Here is a 20,184-nt window from a genome sequence, read left to right as displayed (position 1 = left end):
CCTCTCGAATAGGTTATGGCAGCACCTTCCAGATTTCCCGCGCATATTGCCGGATGGTCCGGTCCGAGGAGAACCAGCCGACGCGCGCAGTGTTCCGAACCGCCTGCGCGTCCCATTCTGCCTTGTTCGCCCATAGCGTGTCCAGTTCGCGCTGGGCCGCGTGATAGCTGTCGAAATCGGCCGCCACCATGAACCAGTCATGGTCGTAGATGCCGCCGATCAGGTCGCGATAGCGGGTCGGGTCTTCGGGCGAGAAGACGCCGGACGATATGGCGTTGAGCGCCTGCGCGAGTTCGCGCGAACCCTCGATGACCGCGCGCGGGTTGTAGCCGTTGTTGCGGGTGTCGGCCACTTCCTGCGCGGTCAGGCCGAATATGCGGATATTCTCCCGCCCGACATGCTCCATGATCTCGATATTCGCGCCGTCCAGCGTGCCGATGGTCAGCGCGCCGTTGAGGGCGAATTTCATGTTGCCGGTGCCGGACGCCTCCATGCCCGCGGTGGAGATCTGCTCGCTGAGGTCGGCGGCGGGCATCATGATCTCCGCCATCGACACATTATAGTTGGGCACGAAGGCGATCTTGAGCAGGCCCTGCACCGCCGGGTCGTGGTTCACCGTGCGGGCGACGTCGTTGATGAGTTTGATGATGAGCTTGGCATTATGATAGCTGGGCGCGGCCTTGCCCCCGAACAGCTTCACGCGCGGTTGCCAGTCCCGTTCGGGGTGGCTGCGGATCTGGTCGTAGAGGGCGACCGCCTCGACGATGTTGAGCAACTGCCGCTTATATTCATGGATGCGCTTGATCTGCACGTCGAACAGGGCGGAAGGGTCGACGCGCAGGCCCATCCGATCCTTCAGCACATCGGCCAGCCTGCCCTTCTTCACCTGCTTCACCGCGCGGAATTTTTCGCGGAAGGCGGCGTCGTCGGCAAAGGGGACGAGGTCGGCCAGCGCCTCCGTATCGTCCAGGAACCGGTCGCCGATCGTCTCGCGCAGCAGGCTGGTCAGTTCCGGGTTGCACTGCATCAGCCAGCGGCGCGGGGTTACGCCGTTGGTCTTGTTGTTGATGCGGTCGGGGAACATGCGGTGCAGGTCGGCGAACACCGTCTCCTTCATCAGTTCCGTGTGCAGTGCGGCGACGCCGTTGACGCTGTGCGACCCGGCAAAGGCGAGATTGGCCATGCGCACGCGCCGTTCGCCACCCTCGTCGATCAGGGAGATGGCGCCGATCGCCCGGTCGTCAAAGCCCTTGTCCCGCTTCGCCTCGATCAGCAGCCGGGCGTTGATCGCATAGATGAGCTGCATGTGGCGGGGCAGCAGCCGCTCGAACAGGGGCAGCGGCCATGTTTCCAGCGCCTCCGGCAGCAGGGTGTGGTTGGTGTAGCTGAACGTCCGGCGGGTGACGTCCCATGCCTCCGCGAAGGACAGGTCCAGCTCGTCGATGAGGAGGCGCATCAGTTCCGCCACCGACACGGCGGGATGGGTGTCGTTCAGCTGGATCGCCGCCTTGTCCGGCAGGGTGCGGATGTCGCCGAAATACTGGAGGTGACGCCGCACGATGTCCTGCAACGATGCGGACGAGAAGAAATATTCCTGCCGCAGGCGCAGTTCCTGCCCGGCGGGGGTGGAGTCGGCGGGGTAGAGGACGCGCGCCAGGCTCTCCGCCTTGTTGCTCTCCTTCAGCGCGCCGATATGGTCGCCCGCGTTGAAGGCGTCGAGCAGGATGGGATCGATGGGCACGGCGGTCCACAGGCGCAGCGTGTTGACCCGCTCGCCCCGCCAGCCGACGACCGGCGTGTCATAGGGGGTGGCGATGACGCGCTCCTGCGGGCGCCAGGAGCGTGCGTCGTCGCCGCTGCCGTCGGCGCGCGCCGGTTCGACCAGCCCGCCGAAGCCGATCTCATAGCTGGCCTCGCGCCGTTCGAACTCCCACGGATTGCCGTGCGCCAGCCATGTCTCCGGCAGTTCGACCTGCCAGCCGTCATGCACTTCCTGCCGGAACATGCCGTTCACATAGCGGATGCCATAGCCATAGGCGGGCACGTCCACCGTCGCCATCGACTCCATGAAGCAGGCGGCGAGACGGCCGAGACCGCCATTGCCCAACGCCGCGTCCGGCTCCAGCTCCGACACCAGGTCGAGGTCGACGCCCAGCTTTTCGAGCGCGGTCCGCACATTCTCCATGATGCCCAGGTTGGACATGGTGTCGCGCATCAGGCGACCGATCAGAAATTCGAGGCTGAGATAATAGACCCGCTTGCCACCCTGCTCATAGGTTTTGGTGGTGGAGGCGATCCAGCGGTCGATGACGCTGTCGCGGATGGCGGCGATGGTCGCGGCCAGCCAGTCGTGCGGCTTGGCGGCGGAGGGATTCTTGCCGATCCGGTGGGTCAGATGCTCGACGATGTCCCTGGCCAGCGAATCCGGGTCCGTCTCGCGCGGGGTGAGGGTTGGCAGGGCGACCGTTGTGTTCTGCATTTTGCTCGACCTCCTCGCGTCGGGCCACGCCCGTGCCCGGTGGCATAGGGCCGCAGCCTTGAGAAACTGTGCATGACGCGAAACGACGCCCCATGCCGCACTGCAACATTAATGCACTAATATTCGGACAGCGAAAGCCCCAATCGACCATGGCCGACGCTATCGTTTCGGATGGGGATGGATTGGTGGGCAGGGCCGGGCGCGGCGGGTGCGTGGGGCGCAAGGAAAGGACGGGGCGGAAGGTGGAGCGGCTTTTTGCTCACCGCCGCCGAATTGGCATGACGCATACCATTTCAGCGGATGGCATCGGCGCAGAGAAAAAATGGGAGGATGCGATGAAGCAGCGGATCGTGAAGGCAGGGGTGCTGGCGATAACGATGGCCGGGGCGTCCGCGCTGGTCGCGCAGCAGAGGCCGAAGGATGGTGCGGCCCGGACGGCTCCGTCCCACTCTGGTCAGGCTCCGGCCGCCCGGCCCGTCTTCGATCCCGGCGGCACCGTGCATGTCCCCGCCTTCGACCTGCCGCCGTCGCCCTTCCTCAGCCCGGAGGCGCTGGCCCAGCAGAAAGCGCGCGCGGCGATGCCGGTCGTGGACCGGCTGGTCGGCACGTCCATCGCGGACCTGCGCGCGATGACCGAGCGATTGCTCGCCCCGCGCGTGGTGGAGATGCAGCAACGCTACCCCGTCGACATCGTGGAGCAGCAGATCGGCGGCGTTCGCACCCGTGTCGTCACGCCGAAAGGGGGGAGGCGAACGCCAGCCGCGTGCTCATCAACCTGCATGGCGGCGGGTTCAGCCAATGCGCGGAAGGGTGCGCGATGGTCGAATCCATCCCCATTGCCGCGGTCGGCCGTTTCCGAGTGGTGACGGTCGATTACCGGCAGGGACCGGAGAATGTCTTTCCCGCCGCGTCGCAGGATGTGGCGTCCGTCTACCAGCAACTGCTCAAAAGCTATCGGCCGGAGAATATCGGAATCTATGGCTGTTCGGCGGGCGGGGCGCTGACCGCGCAATCGGTGGCGTGGTTCGCGGACAAGGGGATTGTGCAGCCGGGTGCGGTCGGCATCTTCGGTGCGGGCGGGGTGCGGTTCGGGGCGGGCGATTCGGCCTATGTCGCCGGCTACATCGACGCTTCCTTCCCGCCGCCCAAGCCGGACGGATCGACCTTTCCGCTGCCCTATTTCCGGGGCGTGGCGTTGACGGATCGGATGGTGTCGCCCGCCGCCTACCCCGACCTCGCCGCCAAATTCCCGCCGACCCTGCTGATTACCGGCACACGGGCGATGGATCTGTCACCGGCCATCTACACCAACAACCAGTTGTTGAAGGCGGGGGTTCGCAGCAACCTGATCGTGGGGGAGGGGATGGGCCATTGCTACATCTACCAGTCCACCCTGCCGGAGGCGCGGGACGCCTATGACCAGATCGTGCGTTTCTTCAACGAGCATCTCGGCAGCGGCGGCGGTGGTCGGGACGGCAGGAACCGGGGGCCGCAGGCGCCAGAACCTGCGCGGGAGAGGGCGCCGCGTTCCGACGCCTGTCTCGAACGGACGCAGGATATGGGCAATGCGAAGTTCGTGTTCCGCAAGCGCAAGAAGGGGTGCGTGGATTGAGGGACGTGGGAGGGGGGGGGGGGCGTCCGTCATCTTGGACCCGCTGTTGCCCTTATTAAGAGCCGCATCAGGAAGGAGCGGGAGAGGGCTACATGCTCCTGAGGGGTAATGGCCGATCAGGTCGGGGTGGCGACGATGGATCGCAACCCGTCAGCCCCTCACCCCGGCACCGGCCCGAAGATGGCGATGAGGTTGCCCTCCGGATCGCGGATCACCGTCATCGCCCGGCGGGGGGAGAGGGGTTGCATGGCGGTCAGGATCGTTACCCCCTCCCGCCGTAAATGCGCGTCGAGCGCCAGCAGGTCGTCGCTTTCGAGGTCCAGCGTTCTCCAGCCGGTCGTATCCAGATGGGTGGGCGGTTCCGGCGGCGGGGCGGGGGTTGCGCCCCGCCGCGCGACCAGCTCGATGCAGGTGCCCGCCCCGTCCATCACGGCGAAGGCGGTGCCATCCGCCTCCGACGCACCGGACAGACGCTCGGCAAAGCCCAGCGCCCGCGCATACCAGTGCTGCATCAGGGAAAGGTCCGCCACCGCCAGCACGATGCTGTAGAAACGCAACGGCGGCGGGGTCATGTTTCCGGTCATGCCGTCAGCCCAGCGCCTCTTCGCCCTCCAGCGTGGTGCGATGCATCAGCCGCTTGCTCTCCAGCGAATAGGTATCGGCGCGGTGCATGGTGCCGGTGTTGTCCCACACCAGAAGGTCACCGACATTCCATTTGTGGCGATAGACGAACCGATCCTGCGTCGCCCATTCCTGCACGCGGCAGAGGAGCGCGTCGCTGTCCTCCCGCGACATGTCGTGCACATAATAGGCGGTCGCGCCCAGCACGAGCGACTTCAGCCCCGAATCGGCATGATGCCAGACCAGCGGATGGGTCTGCGACGGGCGGGTGCGCCAGCGTTGCAGTTCGGCATAGCTGGGGTCGGGATGGACCATGCGCTGCGACGCCTCCAGCGCGTGCCGCACCTTGAGCGTGGACAACAGCTCCTTGTCCGCATCGGGCAGGTCGTCATAGGCGGCATAGGTGTTGGCGATCAGCGTGTCGCCGCCCCATTCGGACAAAGTCTTGGCGGTCAGCATCGTCGCCTTGGCCGGATAGACGTCGTTCGCGCCGTCGATGTGCCAGAAGAAGGCCCCGCGCGTGTAATCGGCGGTGTCGGAGACGGTGGGGTCGAGCGAAATCTTCGACACACCATCGTCGCCCAGCAGCGTGACCGTGCCGATGGTGTTGGCGAAGGCGAGCTGCTCCTCGTCCTCCAGGAACAGTTCCTTGAACACCAGCGCGCTGCGCGTCTTGAGCAGTTCCTCGATGTCGCCGGCGTATTTGCCGCTGGTCAGGTCGGCCTTGCTGATCGTGATCCGGGTGCCGACTCGCGGCGAAATGTCATGGGCTTCGAACATGGCGTCACTCATCCTTGCCGCCCCCCTTGTCGCGAGGGGTGTGTCTCCATGATGCCGCCTGTTGCCCCATCCCAGCGGGGCGATCCTGCATCATGCCTCCCGCTGGCCTTAGCCGCTCCACCATGTGTTGCAAGCCTATACAGTCGCGCCGCTTCCCTGTTGCGAGTCGCTTTCAACCCATCCTTGTTGACAGGGCGTCCGCAACCGTTATTGCGCTGCGGCATCGGACGAAACCGCCTTGGCCGTTGGTTGAGCTGACCGGACCGGCCCTCCTGCCCTTCTTCTGGAGTGGGGACAGGGTGCAGGTCTTCGCGACGGACATATGATCCTGTCGCAGCGTCTCGCTTTCTCCCCTGCCGGACCGGCAAGGCATGTGAGAAGGGAGATTCGGGGCAATGACCGCAATTGGACAGGACACGCTCGGCACGCGCGACACACTCGACGTGGGTGGCAAGGCCTATGGCTATTATTCGCTGGCGAAGGCCGCGGCAAAGCTGGGCGACGTCTCGCGCCTGCCTTTCTCCATGAAGGTTCTGCTGGAAAACCTCCTCCGCTTCGAGGACGGTGTGACCGTTACCACCGAAGATGTGCAGGCGATCGTCGACTGGCAGAATGACCGGGGCAAGGCCGAGCGCGAGATCCAGTATCGCCCCGCCCGCGTGCTGTTGCAGGACTTCACCGGCGTTCCCTGCGTGGTCGATCTGGCCGCGATGCGCGACGCGATGAACGCGCTGGGCGCGGATGCCAGCAAGATCAACCCGCAGGTTCCCGTCCACCTCGTCATCGACCATTCGGTCATGGTCGACGAGTTCGGCACGCCGAAGGCGTTCGAACAGAATGTCGAGATCGAATATCAGCGCAATTTCGAGCGGTACGACTTCCTGAAATGGGGTTCGAAGTCGCTGAACAATTTCTACGCCGTGCCCCCTGGCACCGGCATCTGCCATCAGGTGAACCTGGAGAATATCGCGCAGGCTGTATGGTCGAGCGAAGGGCCTGACGGCACCACCATCGCCTATCCCGACACCTGCGTCGGCACCGACAGCCACACCACGATGATCAATGGCCTGGGCGTCCTCGGCTGGGGCGTGGGCGGCATCGAGGCGGAAGCGGCCATGCTCGGTCAGCCCGTCTCCATGCTCATCCCCGAAGTCGTCGGTTTCAAGGTGACCGGCGCGCTGACCGAAGGCGTCACCGCGACCGACCTCGTCCTGACCGCCACCGCCATGCTGCGCGCCAAGGGCGTCGTCGGCCGCTTCGTGGAATATTTCGGCCCCGGCCTCGCCTCGCTGAGCCTCGCCGACCGTGCGACGCTGGCCAACATGGCGCCGGAATATGGCGCGACCTGCGGCTTCTTCGGCATCGACGACAAGACGCTGGACTATATGCGCCTGACCGGTCGCACCGAGGAGAATATCGCGCTGGTCGAAGCCTATGCCAAGGAGCAGGGCTTCTGGATCGACCCCGCCGCCGCCGACCCTGTCTTCACCGACACGATCGAGCTGGACCTGGCCACCGTCGTCCCCAGCCTCGCCGGTCCCAAGCGCCCGCAGGACCGCGTCGCTCTCCCCGACGTCGATGATGTGTTCAACGCCGACATGGTCAATGTCTACAAGAAGGCGCAGACCCGCGTTCCGGTCGAGGGCCGCGACTTCGACATCGGCGACGGCGACGTCACCATCGCCGCGATCACAAGCTGCACCAACACGTCGAATCCCGGCGTTCTGGTCGCCGCGGGCCTTGTCGCCAAGAAGGCGAACGAACTGGGCCTGAAGCCCAAGCCATGGGTCAAGACCTCGCTCGCCCCCGGTAGCCAAGTCGTCACCGACTATCTGAACCGCGCGGGCCTTCAGGAGCATCTCGATGCGGTTGGCTTCAACCTCGTCGGCTATGGCTGCACGACCTGCATCGGCAACTCCGGCCCGCTGGCCGAGCCGATCAGCAAGGCGATCAACGAGCATGGTCTGGTCGCCGCCGCCGTCATCTCCGGCAACCGCAACTTCGAAGGCCGCGTGTCGCCGGACGTGCGCGCCAACTTCCTCGCCAGCCCGCCGCTGGTCGTCGCCTATGCGCTCAAGGGTACGGTGATCGAGGACTTCATCACCACCCCCATCGGCCAGAGCAAGGACGGCGTGGATGTGTATCTGAAGGACATCTGGCCCAGCAACGAGGAAGTGGCCACCACCATGGCCGGTTGCATGGACCGTGCGATGTTCCAGGCGCGCTATGCCGACGTGTACAAGGGCGACGCGCACTGGCAGGCGATCGACGTTGCGGGGTCGGACACCTACGCCTGGCGCGCCGGTTCGACCTATGTCGCCAACCCGCCCTATTTCGAGGGCCTGTCGATGACCCCCGCGCCGGTCACCGACATCGTCGACGCCAAGCTGATGGCGATCTTCGGCGACTCGATCACGACCGACCACATCTCCCCCGCCGGCAACATCAAGGCGTCCTCGCCCGCCGGCATCTACCTGCAGGAGCATCAGGTCGCGGCGGCGGACTTCAACAGCTATGGCGCGCGCCGTGGCCACCATGAAGTCATGATGCGCGGCACCTTCGCCAACATCCGCATCAAGAACCAGATGCTGGACGGCATCGAAGGCGGCATGACCAAGTATAAGGACGAAGTCCTGCCCATCTATGACGCGGCCATGCGCTACAAGGCGGATGGCACCCCGCTGGTCGTCGTCGCGGGCAAGGAATATGGCACCGGATCGTCGCGCGACTGGGCGGCGAAGGGCACCAACCTGCTGGGCGTGCGCGTGGTCATCACCGAGAGCTTCGAGCGTATCCACCGTTCGAATCTGGTCGGCATGGGCGTGTTGCCACTCCAGTTCCAGGGCGACGACAATCGCGAGAGCCTGGGCCTGACCGGTGACGAAGCCTTCACCATCACCGGCGTCGCCGACCTGAAGCCGCGCCAGCTGGTGCCGGTGCAGGTGACGCGCGCCGACGGTTCGACCTTCACCTTCGAGGCGCTGTGCCGCATCGATACGGTGAACGAACTGGAATATTTCCTGAACGGCGGCATCCTGCCCTACGTGCTGCGCAAGCTGGCAGCCTGATCCTGACAGGACGCGGGGACCGGCGGGCGCAAGGCTCGCCGGTCCCCGCGTTTTTTTGTGCCTGTCGTGCATTGGCCAGAAGGGAGTGCGCGCGGGCCATGGCCGGTTCGGGAGGGATTGGGCCGGGCATCGACCACAGGCCATGTGAACGGGGGCGAATGTGGGCGACCGAGGCAATAATCCGATGGTGAAGATCGCGGAAAGCCGCCATCGGATGTGGGTCGTGGTCCGCGATCATCCGGGCCGAAAACCGAGGACGCCATGTTTCAGGTAGACTATGACCATGCCGCCAATTGCCTGACCATCATGGTCAAGGGCTTCTGGAAGCCGGAGGATGTGCCCGCCTTCGCCAAGGAGGTGGGCGCAAAGGCGCGGGAGGCGCGGGCGGCGCGCGACGATTTCAACGTGCTGGTCGAATCGCTGGAATTTCCGGTTCAGGCGAATGATGTCGCGGACTTGCTGACCGATGTCATGCGCGGCGGCATGACCCTGACCAGCGGCCGGAGCGCCGTGGTGGTCGGCAGCCTGCTGAACAGGGCGCAGGCCGAACGGACGCTGGTCCATCCACGGGTGCGCGTGTTCCTGAATCTGGCGGATGCGCGGCTGTGGCTGACGGAGCCGGGCTGAACGATTGTGGACTGGGGGTGGCGATAACGGCCGTCAGGATAGTCCTATCGTCCGCACATCTCTGTTCCTCGATCCGGTATTTCGTTTTTCGCGATGACGGCTGAAAAGACGGCTGAAAAGGCGGCAGGTTCGGAGTAACGCGATGCAATGCGCGGCGATCCCACCCTGTCAGCGCGCCGCTTTCTCCAGTCTGATCTCGTATATCTTCGGCCAGTTCTTGCCGGTGACGAACAGCCGTTTATGGGCCGCGTCCCAGGCGATGCCATTCAGCACGTCATCCTCGCCAGTCGCGCCCTCCGCCCGCGCCTTGTCCACCAGCGCCGACAGGTCGATCCAGTCGATGACGGCACCATTCTTCGGGTCGATGCGGGCGATGCGGCTGGTCATCCACACATTGGCGAGCACTTCGCCATCCACATATTCCAGTTCGTTCAGCAGCGGCACCGGCCTGCCGTCCGCCGTCCGCACGGTGACGCCGCCCGCCTCCTTCAGCGTTACGGGGTCGAGGAAGCGCAGGTCCGCCGTGCCGTCGCTCATGATGAGGCGCCTGCCGTCGCCGGTCAGCGCCCAGCCCTCGCCGGAATAGCGAAATTCGCCGGTCTGTTTCAGGTCGGGCAGGGACCAGAGGAAGCCCTTGCCATGCCGCCATGTCAGGCTGACCAGCCGGTCCTTGCCCTTTGCATCCTGCGTGAGCGCAATGCCCTCGCCGAAATAGGGGGTGGGCACCGCGGCGCGCCGCACGACCTTGCCGTCCGCGAGGCGGCTGATGCGAATGTCCGACCGGCTGACCAGCCCGGTGGATTCATAGAGCAGCCCGTCATGGACCAGCAGCCCCTCCGTAAAGGCGGTGGGATCATGGGGAAGGGAGCCGACAAGGGTCCAGCCCGTCTCCGCCTGCGCGGGCAGGGCGGTCGCGGCCAGCAGGAGGAAAAGGCCGGTCTTTCTCACGCGTCCTGCTCCCCGGCCTGTGTTTCCTCCCCGGCCTGCGCGTCGGCCAGTGCCTCGGCCAGCCAGACGGGAACGGGCAGGTCGCCCAGATTTTCCGTCCGCAGATAGTCGAGCGCCAGATTTTCCTCCGGCAGGTCGAGCCGTTGCCGTTTCGGATCGGACCGGTCGCGGGGCACGAAGATCAGCCGCCGGTTGACCTTGGACCGATAATGCATGCGGGCGGTATTCTCCTGCCCGACATAGCAGCCCTTGGTGAAATCCACGCCGTTCAGCTCGCGCGCGTTGGTTTCCAGCCAGAGCGTCTGGTCGCTGCCCAGCTCGTCCAGCCCTTCGGGCACGCCATGGCTGTGCCGCCATGCGCGATAGAGTGAATCGGCATGGGTGGTCGCATCCGCCGCGACCGGGGCCAGCCAGCGATGGCCGAGCGCGGGGAGGCGGGGGTCGACCGGCTTGTCCGCCACGTCCCTGCCCCCTGAGTCGGGCGACCAGTGGACCGCCCGCGCATCCTCGCGCGCGATCGTGATTGGACGGCGCAGGCGATAGAGGCTGAGTCGCCGGACGAGGGCGTCGGCCTGCGCCGCCTCGCAGTCGATCAGCACATCCTCCGGCCCGTCCGCCCAGAGGAAAAAGTCGAACAGCGCCTTGCCCTGCGGCGTCAGCAGCCCGGCCCAGCGGGGGGCGCCCTCCGCCAGCCTGCCCGCATCATTGGTGACGAGGCCGTTGAGGAAGGCGCGTGCCTCCGCCCCGCCGACGCGGATCAGCGCGCGGTCGGACAACCATGTCGCCCGGTCGGGTGTTTCGGAGGGGGGCGGCGGTTCAGGGGTGGTTTCCGTCATCGGGCTTAGGTAGGACGATCCGCCGCCAGCGCAAAGGGAACATCATCATGGGCCAGACTTTCGACCTCATCCTCTCCGGTGGAACCGTTCACCTGCCCGGCGGCCCGGCACAGGTCGATGTCGGCGTGACGGGCGGCAAGGTCGCCGCCATCGGCACGTCCCTGGGCGATGCGGGGGAGCGGATCGACTGCACCGGCCTCGACGTGCTGCCCGGCGTGATCGACAGCCAGGTCCATTTCCGCGAGCCGGGGCTGGAGCATAAGGAAGACCTGGAATCGGGCAGCCGCGCCGCCGTGCTGGGCGGCGTGACGGCGGTGTTCGAAATGCCCAACACCAACCCCAACACCGACACGGCGGAACGGGTCCATGACAAGCTGAAGCGCGCCCATCATCGCATGTGGTGCGACCATGCCTTCTATGTCGGCGCGACCGCCGACAATGCGGAGCATCTGAAGGAACTGGAGCGGATTCCCGGCACGTCGGGCGTCAAGATCTTCATGGGCGCCTCGACCGGCAGCCTGCTGGTGGACGATGACGATGCGCTGGCCCGTGTGCTGGCGTCCGGCACCCGCCGTGTTGCCATCCATGCGGAGGATGAGGCGCGGATGAACGCGCGCAAGGATCATCGGGTGGAGGGCGACGCCTCCAGCCATCCGGTGTGGCGCGATGACGAGAGCGCGCTGATCGCGACGCGGCGCATCGTCGGGCTGGCCCGCAAGGCGCGGCGGCGCATCCATGTGCTGCACATCACCACGCCCGCGGAACTGGAATTTCTGGCGCAGCACAAGGACATCGCCACCTGCGAGGTGACGCCGCAGCATCTGACGCTGGCGGGGGAGGATGCCTATCCGCGCCTGGGCAGCTACGCGCAGATGAACCCGCCGATCCGCAGCGCCGCCCATCGGGATGGCCTGTGGCACTGGCTGCGGCAGGGCGTGCCCGACGTGCTCGGTTCCGACCATGCGCCGCACACCATCGAGGAGAAGGCGAAACCCTATCCCGCCTCGCCCAGCGGCATGCCGGGCGTGCAGACGCTGGTGCCGCTGCTGCTCAACCATGTGGCGGAGGGGCGGCTGACGCTGCAACGCTTCATCGACCTGACCAGCGCGGGGCCGCAGCGGATCTTCGGCCTCGTCGGCAAGGGGCGGATCGCGGCGGGCTATGACGCGGATTTCACCATCGTCGACCTCAAGAAGCGGTGGACGGTGGGCAGCGAATGGCTGGCGTCGCGCTGTAACTGGTCGCCGTTCGAGGGGGACACACTGACCGGCAAGGCCATCGGCACCGTCATCCGGGGACAGCGGGTGATGTGGGAGGACAGCCTCGCCAACGCGGCGACGGGTGAGGCGTTGCGGTTCGAGGCGACCGAGTTCGCCTGACACGACGGGTTGGGGGCGGGCGGCTTCGTCCCCCTTCCCCGGACCTGACCGGCGATTATTCCGATTGGGCCTGTAAGATAGAAATACCGTTCGCCCTGAGCTTGTCGACCCGACGGGCGGGCGAAGCCCAACGGCTGCCCTTCAATCTTGAAGCGACATTGCAGGGAAAGGGCGGTCCTTCGACATTCAAGCGAGGCATCCGCCTCGTTTGAACAGGGCGAACGGGAGGGCGGTAGGTGCTTCCAGGGGATAGTCTCTGACCTGATCCGGGACCGTGTTTCTGTTCAGGCGGCTCCAGTAGGACGACAAAACAGGTCCGGGATAATCGGCAGCGGCAAGGGTGGGCGTCGTTCCGGACCGATACGCGCGCCTGTCGTCAGGCGGTCGGTCCTGCGCTCGCGACGATGTCCACTTCGGTCAGACCTTTGGCCGTCCGCCGCGCGAACAGCATATAGGCCGCGTCGTCGCCCCGGCGCGTGCCGCCCAGCCGTATTTCCGTCCGGCACGGCTGGCGCTCCGCATCGAAACCGGCTTCGCCCACGCGGGTGGCATAATGGGTCGCCACCGCCTGCGGGCTGTCGGCGGTGGTGAAGCTGATGACGCGCAGGGCGCAACGGCCCGTATCCGTCCCCGCCGCCTCGACCAGCCGCGCGCCGGGATAGAGGCCCAGCCCGTCGGGCATGGCGGACGCCCATTGCGCGCCATGGCGCAGGTCGCGGCCCGCGCAGCCGCCCACGGCCTTGCCCACCGCCGCGGCAAGCGATCGCGCCGCCCCTGCACTGTCGCTGTGCGCGGCGGCATCGGTTCCGCGTGCCGGCTGCGATGGGGTGGCGGTCATGATCGCGGCATGGGCGGCGCGCACCGCCGCGCCATCGGCGTCCACGGTGGCGCCGGGCGTGGCGGCTTGCGCCGTTTCGGTCACGGGGGCCGGTGCGGTGACGGGAGCAGCGGCTGGCCCGGCGATGGGCTTGCCGACCGGGGCAGCCTTTGGCTCCGCCGTCCCGTTGGTCAGCCGCGTGTCGAGCGAGGCGAGCGCACCGGCATTATCCTGCCCGGCACTCTCGCCGCCGCCGCCGCAACTGGCCAGCGACAGCAGAAGGGCGAGCGTACCCAGGGCATGGGGCAGGGCGGAACGGCGCATCGAATCGGCCTCCAATCGTTAACAAAATCTTAAGGACCGCTATGGGCCGGCAGAGGTTAATATTCCGTAAGGAGATGCGGTTAACGGGCAACCGCCTGTTTCGCGGTCCAATATCGGCTGTCCCGCATGGGGACGCTTGACGGACGGCCACCCCCGCGCGAAGGGCATAGCCATGCAGCATGAAAGCAGCGAGCACCGGCGTGGCCTGATCTACGCCTTTCTGGCCTATGCCACATGGGGCCTGTTTCCCATTTATTTCCGGCTGGTCGGATCGGTCGGTCCCATCGAGGTGCTGTCGCACCGCGTCGTCTGGTCGTGCGTCTTCATCCTGATCTTCCTGTGCGCGCGACGGGAATTTCGCGCCTTTGTGGAAACGATGCGCGATGGCCGCATCCTGGCCGCGCTGACCACCAGCGGCATCCTGATCGCGCTGAACTGGCTGGTCTATATCTGGGCCGTGCTGCACAATCATATCGTGGCGGCCAGCCTGGCCTATTTCCTCAACCCGCTGGTCAATGTGCTGATCGGGGTCGTGCTGCTGGGTGAGCGGCTGCGCGTCGTGCAGTGGTGCGCCATCGGGCTGGCGGCGGCGGGCGTCGTGGTGCTGGGCGCGGGCGCGCCGCAAACGCTGGGTATCAGCCTGTTCCTGGCGCTGACCTTCGCCATCTATGGATTGGTGCGCAAGCTGACGCCGGTGTCGCCGCTGACCGGGCTGGGGATCGAGACGCTGGCGCTGCTGCCGCCCGCGCTGACCGGGCTGGCCTGGACGGCGGGCCATGGCGGGTTGGGCTTTGGGCAGGATGTGGGCGTTTCGGCGCTGCTGGTCGGCGGCGGTCTCATCACCTCCGTCCCCCTCATCATGTTCGCGGTGGCCGCGCGGCTGCTGCCCATGGTGACGCTGGGCCTGATCCAGTATGTCACGCCGACCATGTTGTTCCTGTGCGGCGTGCTCCTCTATGGCGAGCATCTGTCCACCGCCCAATGGGCCAGCTTTGCGCTGATCTGGACCGGGCTGGTCATTTTCGCGGGGCATACGCTGCGCGCGGGGCGGTCCGCCCCGGCCGGTGTGGCGGCTGTCGAGGACCGCGGCAAGGCCTGAGGTCAATCGACGGTCCGCCCTGACGGACTCCAAAGGGTTGAACGGGTTCGCGTGACGCGGTTCTCTCCCCGGGCTTCCGATGTTGTGGACCTTGAGTAAGCTGCGTTGAAGCGCGTGCCTTGCCTTGCTTCAAGGCTCTCGGAAAACCGGCGTTCCGGCGTGGACTATCGCACCCGTCGATCGGGGGGCACCGCTGCCCCGATGGCGCTCACGGCATGAAGCGTGGATCATCCGGTCATGTCCGGGGAGTTGCCCTGCGACCGAAGCGTCTTGTCAGCACCGTGCGGCGGCGAGGCCCGGCATTCGCCCGGCCCCGCCGCCTGACATCACTGGAACCGCTGCGCGCCGTCCAGACGGATGGTGGTGCCGTTCAGGAAGTCATTCTCGACGATCTGCTGCGCCAGCGTGGCATATTCGTCCGGGTCGCCCATGCGCTTGGGGTTGGGGACGGTCGAGCCGAACTTGGCCTGAGCCTCCTCATCGGTCATCGACCGCGAATAGGCGAGGGTCAGGAAGGTGCCCGGCGCAATCGCCACCGAACGGATGCCCAGCGGGGCCAGGTCACGCGCCAGCGTCAGCGTCATGCCGATGATGCCGCCCTTGGCCGCCGCATAGGGCACCTGGCCTGGCAGGCCTTCGAACCCGGCGATGGACGCGGTGTTGATGATGACGCCGCGCTGGTTGGACGCGACCGGATCATTCTTCGCCATAGCCTCGGCGACCTGCGCGGTCACTTCGAAGGCGCTGTTGAGGAAGATGTTCACCATATGGCTGAAATGAGCATAGGACAGGCGCGACCCGTCCTTGCCGATCAGGCGGCCACCGCGATCCGGCGGCGGCGGGCCGCCATGGGTGATGACGGCGGCGCGCAGCGGGCCGAGGTCCGTTGCCGTCTTGACCGCAAGGGCGATGGAATCGAAATCGGTGATGTCGGTGCGGACATAGACGGAGCCATTGCCCAGTTCCGCCGCCAATTCCTGTCCCCGGTCGTCGGCGACGTCGGCGATCACCACCTTCGCGCCCAGCTTTGCCAGCCGCCGCGCGGTCGCGCCGCCGAAACCACCGGCGCCGCCGGTGACGATGGCCGATGCATTCGTCATGTCCACCATGGATATTTCCTTCCCATCCTCTGGATCTGCGGACCCGTCTTGACGGGCTTGGTACGCTGGCTAGTCCATTGTCAGGGCCTTCGCCAGAGCCATTGGCGCTCGGGCATTTCCACAAGCGCGCAAAACCGCTAGGGCGTTGCCATGCTTCAAACGATTTTGGTCATGACGGGCGGCGCGATCGGCGCCGCGCTGCGCTATCATGCAGGGAAATACAGCCTCGCGCTGCTGGGCGGCGGCTGGCCGTGGGGGACGTTGCTGGTCAATGTCAGCGGTGGACTGGCCATGGGCCTGTTCACCGGTTGGCTCGCCCTGCGTGGGGGGGATGGCGAACCGATGCGGTTGTTCGTCGCCATCGGCGTGCTGGGGGGCTTTACCACCTTCTCCAGCTTCAGCCTCGAAACATTCGCGATGATAGAGCGGGGGGAGATCACCTCCGCCACCGCCTATATACTGGCGTCCGTCGTCGCATCGGTGGGCGCACTGGCCATTGGCCTCAACTTGGGGAAGGCCGTCGCATGAGCATCAACAAGAGCACTGACCCGACGTCGGTCCGCCAGTTTCGCGTCCATGCGGATGATGACGGCATCCGCCTCGACCGCTGGTTCAAGCGGCATATGGAGGATGTGACCTTCGCCACCGTGTCGCGCTGGGCGCGCACCGGGCAGTTGCGGGTCGATGGCGCGCGCGCCACGCCGGGCGACCATATCAAGGAAGGGCAGACCATCCGCGTCCCCCCCGCCGATTCGGCCCGCGCCGTGGCGGCCAAGGGCGAGCGCGTCCGCACGCCGCTGACCGACGAACAGACCGACTATGCGCAGGCGATGGTCATCCACCGCGACGCGCAGGCCATCGTCATCAACAAGCCGCCCGGCCTTGCGACGCAGGGCGGGACCAAGATGCACGACCATGTCGACGGCCTGCTGGACGCGCTGGCGTTCGAGCGGGACGACCGTCCCCGCCTCGTCCACCGGCTGGACAAGGACACGAGCGGCGCGCTGCTGCTGGCCCGGTCGGCCCGTGCGGCGGCGCATTTCGCCAAGAGCTTTTCGTCGCGGACCGCGCGCAAGGTCTATTGGGCGATCGTCATGGACGTGCCGAGCGTCGCGGACGGCATCATCGAACTGCCGCTGGCCAAGCAGCCCGGCACGGGCGGCGAGAAGATGCATGTGGACGAGAAGGAGGGCGCGCCCGCCCGCACCCGCTATCGCATCATCGAGCGCGCGGGCAACCGCGCCTGCTGGGTGGAACTGCAACCTTATACCGGCCGCACGCACCAGTTGCGCGTCCATATGGCGGCCATCGGCCATCCCATCGTCGGCGACGGCAAATATGGTGGCAAGAACGCCTTCCTGACCGGCACGATCAGCCGCAAGATGCATCTGCATGCCCGCCGCCTGCGCATCGACCACCCCGATGGATCGCCGCTGGACATACGGGCGGAGCCGCCGGCGCACTTCATGGAGACGCTGATCGACCTGGGCTTCGACCTCGATCTGGGCGACATGCTGCTGGACGAGGAACTGCCCAAGGCACCGCGCAAACAGGTGGAGAAGCAGCAGGCGAAGGCGCACAGCAAGCAGCTCCGCAAGGGACGGCGCGGCGAGCGGCGGTCGCGCGAGGGCGTGGTGGAAGGACCGCGTCCCGCGTCGCGCACCGGATCGGAAAGTGGCGCGCGCAAGAAACCCGCCAGCGTCGCCCGCACCAAGCCGACCAGCGGACCGCGCACGGCAAAAGCGGCGACGCCCTCTCGCGCCCGGTCCGCCGGTGCTGGCGCCGGTCCCCGGACGGGCGGGCGCGGTGCCGCGCGCACCACGGGTCCGGCGGGTGGTGGCGCAGGCCGGGGCGGCAAGCCCGGAGGCCGTCCAAAGAAATGAGCAACCGCCTTGCGATCTTCGATTGCGACGGCACGCTCGTCGACAGTCAGCATAATATCGTCGCGGCCATGGACGGTGCCTTCACCGGGGCGGGCCTGACCCCGCCGTCGCGGCAGGAGACGCTCTCCATCGTCGGCCTGTCGCTGGTCCCGGCCATCGCCGCGCTGTTGCCCAACGATCCGGAGGCGCTGCACATTCATGTCGCGGAGGGGTATAAGTCCCATTTCCAAGCGATGCGGGCGCGTGGCGAACTGGGCGAGCCTTTGTTCGACGGCATCGCCGACCTGCTCGACCGGCTGGACGCGGATGGCTGGCTGCTGGGCGTGGCGACCGGCAATTCGGATCGCGGCCTTGCCCATTGCCTGGAGGTGCACGGCCTGATGGGCCGCTTCGTCACGCTCCAGACCGCGGACCGCCATCCCAGCAAGCCGCACCCCAGCATGATCGAACTGGCGATGGCGGAGGCGGGCGCGGTGCCGGACACCACGGTCATGATCGGCGACACCAGTTTCGACATGGCGATGGCGGTCGCGGCGGGTGTGCGGGGCCTTGGTGTCGGCTGGGGCTACCATGCGCCCGAACGGCTGTTCGACGCCGGCGCACACAGCGTGGCGATGGACAGCCCGGAACTCGCCCGTCATATCGGCCTGCCATGACCGATTCCGATCCCGGCCTCTCGCCGCTCCCCGATGCGCAATCGCAGGCCCGCGCCGCGCGCCAGCGTTTTTTCGCCATCAGCCTGTTCCGCATTTCGGGCGCGCTGATCCTCGTCTTTGGCGTTGCCATCGCGCAGCAGCATTTCGGCTGGGTGCGCGGTGAGAAGGCGCGGATCATGGGCATGATCGTGGTGGCGGTCGGCTTCATCCAGATGATGGTGATCCCGCGCATGCTGCTACGGGCTTTCCGCACGCCCTCCGCTTCGCTTCCACCCGCGCCGACATCGGACCAGCCATGAAGCGTTTCTACACGCTCGCCCTGTCGGAGCGGGACGACGAGAGCGGCGGCTATCGTATCCTGCTCGACGGCCGCCCGGTCAAGACGCCGATGCGCGCGCCGCTGTCCGTGCCGGGCGAGGGGCTGGCCGCCGCCATCGTCGCGGAGTGGCAGGGACAGGGGGAGACGATCGACCCCGGCGCCATGCCCGTCACCGGCTTCGCCAATGCGACCATCGACCAGGTGCTGCCCGATGTCGCGACCTTTGCCGCGACCATCGCCGAATACGCCGCCAGCGACCTGCTCTGCTATCGCGCGGACGGGCCTCAGCCATTGGTGGAGGAACAGGCCCGGCATTGGGATGCGCTGCTCGACTGGGCGCGGGGGCGCTTCGACGCGGCCTTTGTCGTCACCAGCGGCATCATGCCGGTGCAGCAGCCCGCCGCCACCGTGGAGCGGCTGACCGCCGCCGCCCATGCGCTCGACCCATGGTTGCTGTCCGCCCTGTCCACCATCGTGTCGATCAGCGGCTCGCTGGTCGGCTCGCTGGCGCTGGTCGAGGGCGCGACCGATGCGGATGCCCTTTGGGAGGCCGCCCATGTCGACGAGGCATGGCAGGTGCGCCAGTGGGGTGAGGATCATGAGGCGGTGGCCCGCACCGCCATCCGCCGCGCGCACTATGATGATGCCGCCCGCTATTGCGCTCTCGTTGCGGGTGCGCCAGACACGGCGGCATGACCGAAGCCGCCCAAGCCGCCATCGAAATCGAGGGCCTGTCCAAGACGTACAAGGGGGGCAAGGTGGCGCTCGACGCCGTCTCCCTCGCCATCCCGCGCGGCCAGATATTCGGGCTGCTCGGCCCCAATGGCGCGGGCAAGTCCACCCTCATCAACATCCTGGCGGGGGTGGTGTCCAAGACCAGCGGCACCGCCAGCATCTGGGGCTTCGACATCGACGCCCATCCGCGCAACGCCAAGAATTCCATCGGCATCGTCAATCAGGAAATCCTGTTCGACCCTTTCTTCACCCCGCTGGAGACGCTGGAGAATCAGGCCGGCTATTATGGCGTGCCGAAGGAGCGGCGGCAGTCGATGGAGCTGCTGCGCGCGGTGCATCTGGAGGATAAGGCCAACGCCTATGCCCGTACCCTGTCGGGTGGCATGAAGCGGCGGCTGATGGTGGCCAAGGCGATGGTCCATGCGCCGCCGATCCTCGTCCTCGACGAACCCACGGCGGGTGTGGACATCCAGCTTCGCCAGCAGCTCTGGGCCTATGTGCGATCCCTGAACGAACAGGGCGTCACTATCGTGCTGACCACCCATTATCTGGAAGAGGCCGAGGAGCTGTGCGACCGCATCGCCATCATCGACCATGGCCGGGTGGTGGCGAACAAGCCGACGCGCGAACTGGTGGGCATGGCGCAGGAGAAGGTGGTCGAACTGACCGTCGACCGCGATGTGGCCAGCCTGCCCGACGCGGGCCTGTTCGAAAAGGTTGAAAAGAGCGGTGAGCGGGTGCTGACCATCACCTATCGCAAGGACCGCGCCAATGCCGGACAGGTGCTGGCGGCGGTGCAGGCGGAAGGGTTCGGCATCGTGGAGGTGTCGACGCGCGAGCCGGATCTGGAGGATGTGTTCCTCAATCTGACACGGGCTGCGGTTTGAGGGAAAGTAACGAG

General features: G+C 66.6%; 19 protein-coding genes. 12 read left to right on the top strand and 7 right to left on the bottom strand.

Annotation, left to right across the window (positions count from 1 at the left end):
- Window positions 1-13: 13 nt before the first annotated feature.
- Complete coding sequence (locus LWE61_RS18985) at window positions 14-2,479, bottom strand: glycogen/starch/alpha-glucan phosphorylase (RefSeq protein WP_234152222.1); 2,466 nt, start codon at window positions 2,477-2,479, stop codon at window positions 14-16.
- A 278-nt stretch (window positions 2,480-2,757) separates the two neighbouring features.
- Between LWE61_RS18985 and LWE61_RS18980 the strand changes: the two genes are divergently transcribed.
- Both LWE61_RS18980 and LWE61_RS18975 read left to right on the top strand, forming a co-directional pair.
- Window positions 2,758-3,345: a putative porin gene (locus LWE61_RS18980; protein WP_234152221.1), complete on the top strand. Its 588-nt coding sequence runs from the start codon at window positions 2,758-2,760 to the stop codon at window positions 3,343-3,345.
- Complete coding sequence (locus LWE61_RS18975) at window positions 3,243-4,091, top strand: alpha/beta hydrolase (RefSeq protein ID WP_234152220.1); 849 nt, start codon at window positions 3,243-3,245, stop codon at window positions 4,089-4,091. Before LWE61_RS18980 ends, LWE61_RS18975 begins: the two co-directional genes overlap by 103 nt.
- A 158-nt stretch (window positions 4,092-4,249) precedes the next feature.
- Here the strand turns inward: LWE61_RS18975 and LWE61_RS18970 are convergent, their stop codons facing one another.
- The gene (locus LWE61_RS18970) at window positions 4,250-4,675 is read right to left on the bottom strand and encodes a VOC family protein (RefSeq protein WP_234152219.1); all 426 of its coding nucleotides are present in this window, start codon (window positions 4,673-4,675) and stop codon (window positions 4,250-4,252) included.
- A 4-nt stretch (window positions 4,676-4,679) separates the two neighbouring features.
- Window positions 4,680-5,492: a TauD/TfdA dioxygenase family protein gene (locus LWE61_RS18965; protein ID WP_234152218.1), complete on the bottom strand. Its 813-nt coding sequence runs from the start codon at window positions 5,490-5,492 to the stop codon at window positions 4,680-4,682.
- Between the two features lie 395 nt (window positions 5,493-5,887).
- Here LWE61_RS18965 and acnA point away from each other — a divergent pair, with 395 nt between their 5' ends.
- Window positions 5,888-8,560, top strand: coding sequence for an aconitate hydratase AcnA (acnA, locus tag LWE61_RS18960; RefSeq protein WP_234152217.1), 2,673 nt, complete (start codon window positions 5,888-5,890; stop codon window positions 8,558-8,560).
- Between the two features lie 261 nt (window positions 8,561-8,821).
- On the top strand, window positions 8,822-9,187 hold the full coding sequence (locus LWE61_RS18955) for a hypothetical protein (RefSeq protein ID WP_234152216.1): 366 nt from the start codon (window positions 8,822-8,824) through the stop codon (window positions 9,185-9,187).
- Window positions 9,188-9,355: 168 nt separating this feature from the next.
- Here the strand turns inward: LWE61_RS18955 and LWE61_RS18950 are convergent, their stop codons facing one another.
- Complete coding sequence (locus LWE61_RS18950; protein ID WP_234152215.1) at window positions 9,356-10,135, bottom strand: glutaminyl-peptide cyclotransferase; 780 nt, start codon at window positions 10,133-10,135, stop codon at window positions 9,356-9,358.
- A complete protein-coding gene (ygfZ, locus tag LWE61_RS18945; protein ID WP_234152214.1) occupies window positions 10,132-10,971 on the bottom strand; it encodes a CAF17-like 4Fe-4S cluster assembly/insertion protein YgfZ in 840 nt (279 codons plus the stop codon). The genes LWE61_RS18950 and ygfZ overlap by 4 nt, the downstream gene beginning before the upstream one ends.
- A gap of 47 nt (window positions 10,972-11,018) precedes the next feature.
- On the opposite strand from ygfZ, the gene LWE61_RS18940 reads away from it, so the two are divergent.
- Window positions 11,019-12,350, top strand: coding sequence for a dihydroorotase (locus LWE61_RS18940; RefSeq protein ID WP_234152213.1), 1,332 nt, complete (start codon window positions 11,019-11,021; stop codon window positions 12,348-12,350).
- 376 nt (window positions 12,351-12,726) lie between these two features.
- Here the strand turns inward: LWE61_RS18940 and LWE61_RS18935 are convergent, their stop codons facing one another.
- Window positions 12,727-13,491: a hypothetical protein gene (locus LWE61_RS18935; RefSeq protein ID WP_234152212.1), complete on the bottom strand. Its 765-nt coding sequence runs from the start codon at window positions 13,489-13,491 to the stop codon at window positions 12,727-12,729.
- A 172-nt stretch (window positions 13,492-13,663) separates the two neighbouring features.
- Here LWE61_RS18935 and rarD point away from each other — a divergent pair, with 172 nt between their 5' ends.
- Window positions 13,664-14,590: an EamA family transporter RarD gene (gene rarD / locus LWE61_RS18930; protein WP_234152211.1), complete on the top strand. Its 927-nt coding sequence runs from the start codon at window positions 13,664-13,666 to the stop codon at window positions 14,588-14,590.
- 326 nt (window positions 14,591-14,916) lie between these two features.
- On the opposite strand, the gene LWE61_RS18925 is transcribed toward rarD, so the two are convergent.
- Window positions 14,917-15,699: an SDR family NAD(P)-dependent oxidoreductase gene (locus tag LWE61_RS18925; protein ID WP_234152210.1), complete on the bottom strand. Its 783-nt coding sequence runs from the start codon at window positions 15,697-15,699 to the stop codon at window positions 14,917-14,919.
- A 141-nt stretch (window positions 15,700-15,840) separates the two neighbouring features.
- On the opposite strand from LWE61_RS18925, the gene crcB reads away from it, so the two are divergent.
- From crcB to LWE61_RS18895, 6 genes are read left to right on the top strand one after another with little or no spacing between them, the layout of a single operon-like run.
- Window positions 15,841-16,218, top strand: coding sequence for a fluoride efflux transporter CrcB (gene crcB, locus LWE61_RS18920; RefSeq protein WP_234152209.1), 378 nt, complete (start codon window positions 15,841-15,843; stop codon window positions 16,216-16,218).
- A complete protein-coding gene (locus LWE61_RS18915; RefSeq protein ID WP_234152208.1) occupies window positions 16,215-17,573 on the top strand; it encodes an RluA family pseudouridine synthase in 1,359 nt (452 codons plus the stop codon). Before crcB ends, LWE61_RS18915 begins: the two co-directional genes overlap by 4 nt.
- Window positions 17,570-18,229, top strand: coding sequence for an HAD-IA family hydrolase (locus LWE61_RS18910; protein ID WP_234152207.1), 660 nt, complete (start codon window positions 17,570-17,572; stop codon window positions 18,227-18,229). The genes LWE61_RS18915 and LWE61_RS18910 overlap by 4 nt, the downstream gene beginning before the upstream one ends.
- Window positions 18,226-18,528, top strand: a complete 303-nt coding sequence (locus LWE61_RS18905; protein WP_234152206.1) for a hypothetical protein — start codon at window positions 18,226-18,228, stop codon at window positions 18,526-18,528. The genes LWE61_RS18910 and LWE61_RS18905 overlap by 4 nt, the downstream gene beginning before the upstream one ends.
- On the top strand, window positions 18,525-19,244 hold the full coding sequence (locus LWE61_RS18900) for an ATP12 family chaperone protein (protein WP_234152205.1): 720 nt from the start codon (window positions 18,525-18,527) through the stop codon (window positions 19,242-19,244). Before LWE61_RS18905 ends, LWE61_RS18900 begins: the two co-directional genes overlap by 4 nt.
- Complete coding sequence (locus LWE61_RS18895; RefSeq protein WP_234152204.1) at window positions 19,241-20,170, top strand: ABC transporter ATP-binding protein; 930 nt, start codon at window positions 19,241-19,243, stop codon at window positions 20,168-20,170. The genes LWE61_RS18900 and LWE61_RS18895 overlap by 4 nt, the downstream gene beginning before the upstream one ends.
- Window positions 20,171-20,184: the final 14 nt, after the last annotated feature.

It is taken from the genome of Sphingobium sufflavum (assembly GCF_021403115.1).
Lineage (GTDB): Bacteria > Pseudomonadota > Alphaproteobacteria > Sphingomonadales > Sphingomonadaceae > Sphingobium > Sphingobium sufflavum.
Note: the sequence above shows the minus strand (reverse complement) of the source record. Positions and strands in the feature narration are given on the sequence as shown.

Bases quoted from the DNA above. Each gene is read 5' to 3' on its own strand.
- LWE61_RS18940 (WP_234152213.1), top strand. From the start codon at position 11,019: ATGGGCCAGACTTTCGACCTCATCCTCTCCGGTGGAACCGTTCACCTG.
- LWE61_RS18965 (WP_234152218.1), bottom strand. From the start codon at position 5,492: ATGTTCGAAGCCCATGACATTTCGCCGCGAGTCGGCACCCGGATCACG.
- LWE61_RS18915 (WP_234152208.1), top strand. From the start codon at position 16,215: ATGAGCATCAACAAGAGCACTGACCCGACGTCGGTCCGCCAGTTTCGC.
- rarD (WP_234152211.1), top strand. From the start codon at position 13,664: ATGCAGCATGAAAGCAGCGAGCACCGGCGTGGCCTGATCTACGCCTTT.
- LWE61_RS18925 (WP_234152210.1), bottom strand. From the start codon at position 15,699: ATGGTGGACATGACGAATGCATCGGCCATCGTCACCGGCGGCGCCGGT.
- LWE61_RS18910 (WP_234152207.1), top strand. From the start codon at position 17,570: ATGAGCAACCGCCTTGCGATCTTCGATTGCGACGGCACGCTCGTCGAC.
- acnA (WP_234152217.1), top strand. From the start codon at position 5,888: ATGACCGCAATTGGACAGGACACGCTCGGCACGCGCGACACACTCGAC.
- LWE61_RS18935 (WP_234152212.1), bottom strand. From the start codon at position 13,491: ATGCGCCGTTCCGCCCTGCCCCATGCCCTGGGTACGCTCGCCCTTCTG.
- ygfZ (WP_234152214.1), bottom strand. From the start codon at position 10,971: ATGACGGAAACCACCCCTGAACCGCCGCCCCCCTCCGAAACACCCGAC.
- LWE61_RS18970 (WP_234152219.1), bottom strand. From the start codon at position 4,675: ATGACCGGAAACATGACCCCGCCGCCGTTGCGTTTCTACAGCATCGTG.
- LWE61_RS18985 (WP_234152222.1), bottom strand. From the start codon at position 2,479: ATGCAGAACACAACGGTCGCCCTGCCAACCCTCACCCCGCGCGAGACG.
- LWE61_RS18900 (WP_234152205.1), top strand. From the start codon at position 18,525: ATGAAGCGTTTCTACACGCTCGCCCTGTCGGAGCGGGACGACGAGAGC.
- crcB (WP_234152209.1), top strand. From the start codon at position 15,841: ATGCTTCAAACGATTTTGGTCATGACGGGCGGCGCGATCGGCGCCGCG.
- LWE61_RS18955 (WP_234152216.1), top strand. From the start codon at position 8,822: ATGTTTCAGGTAGACTATGACCATGCCGCCAATTGCCTGACCATCATG.
- LWE61_RS18895 (WP_234152204.1), top strand. From the start codon at position 19,241: ATGACCGAAGCCGCCCAAGCCGCCATCGAAATCGAGGGCCTGTCCAAG.
- LWE61_RS18905 (WP_234152206.1), top strand. From the start codon at position 18,226: ATGACCGATTCCGATCCCGGCCTCTCGCCGCTCCCCGATGCGCAATCG.
- LWE61_RS18980 (WP_234152221.1), top strand. From the start codon at position 2,758: ATGACGCATACCATTTCAGCGGATGGCATCGGCGCAGAGAAAAAATGG.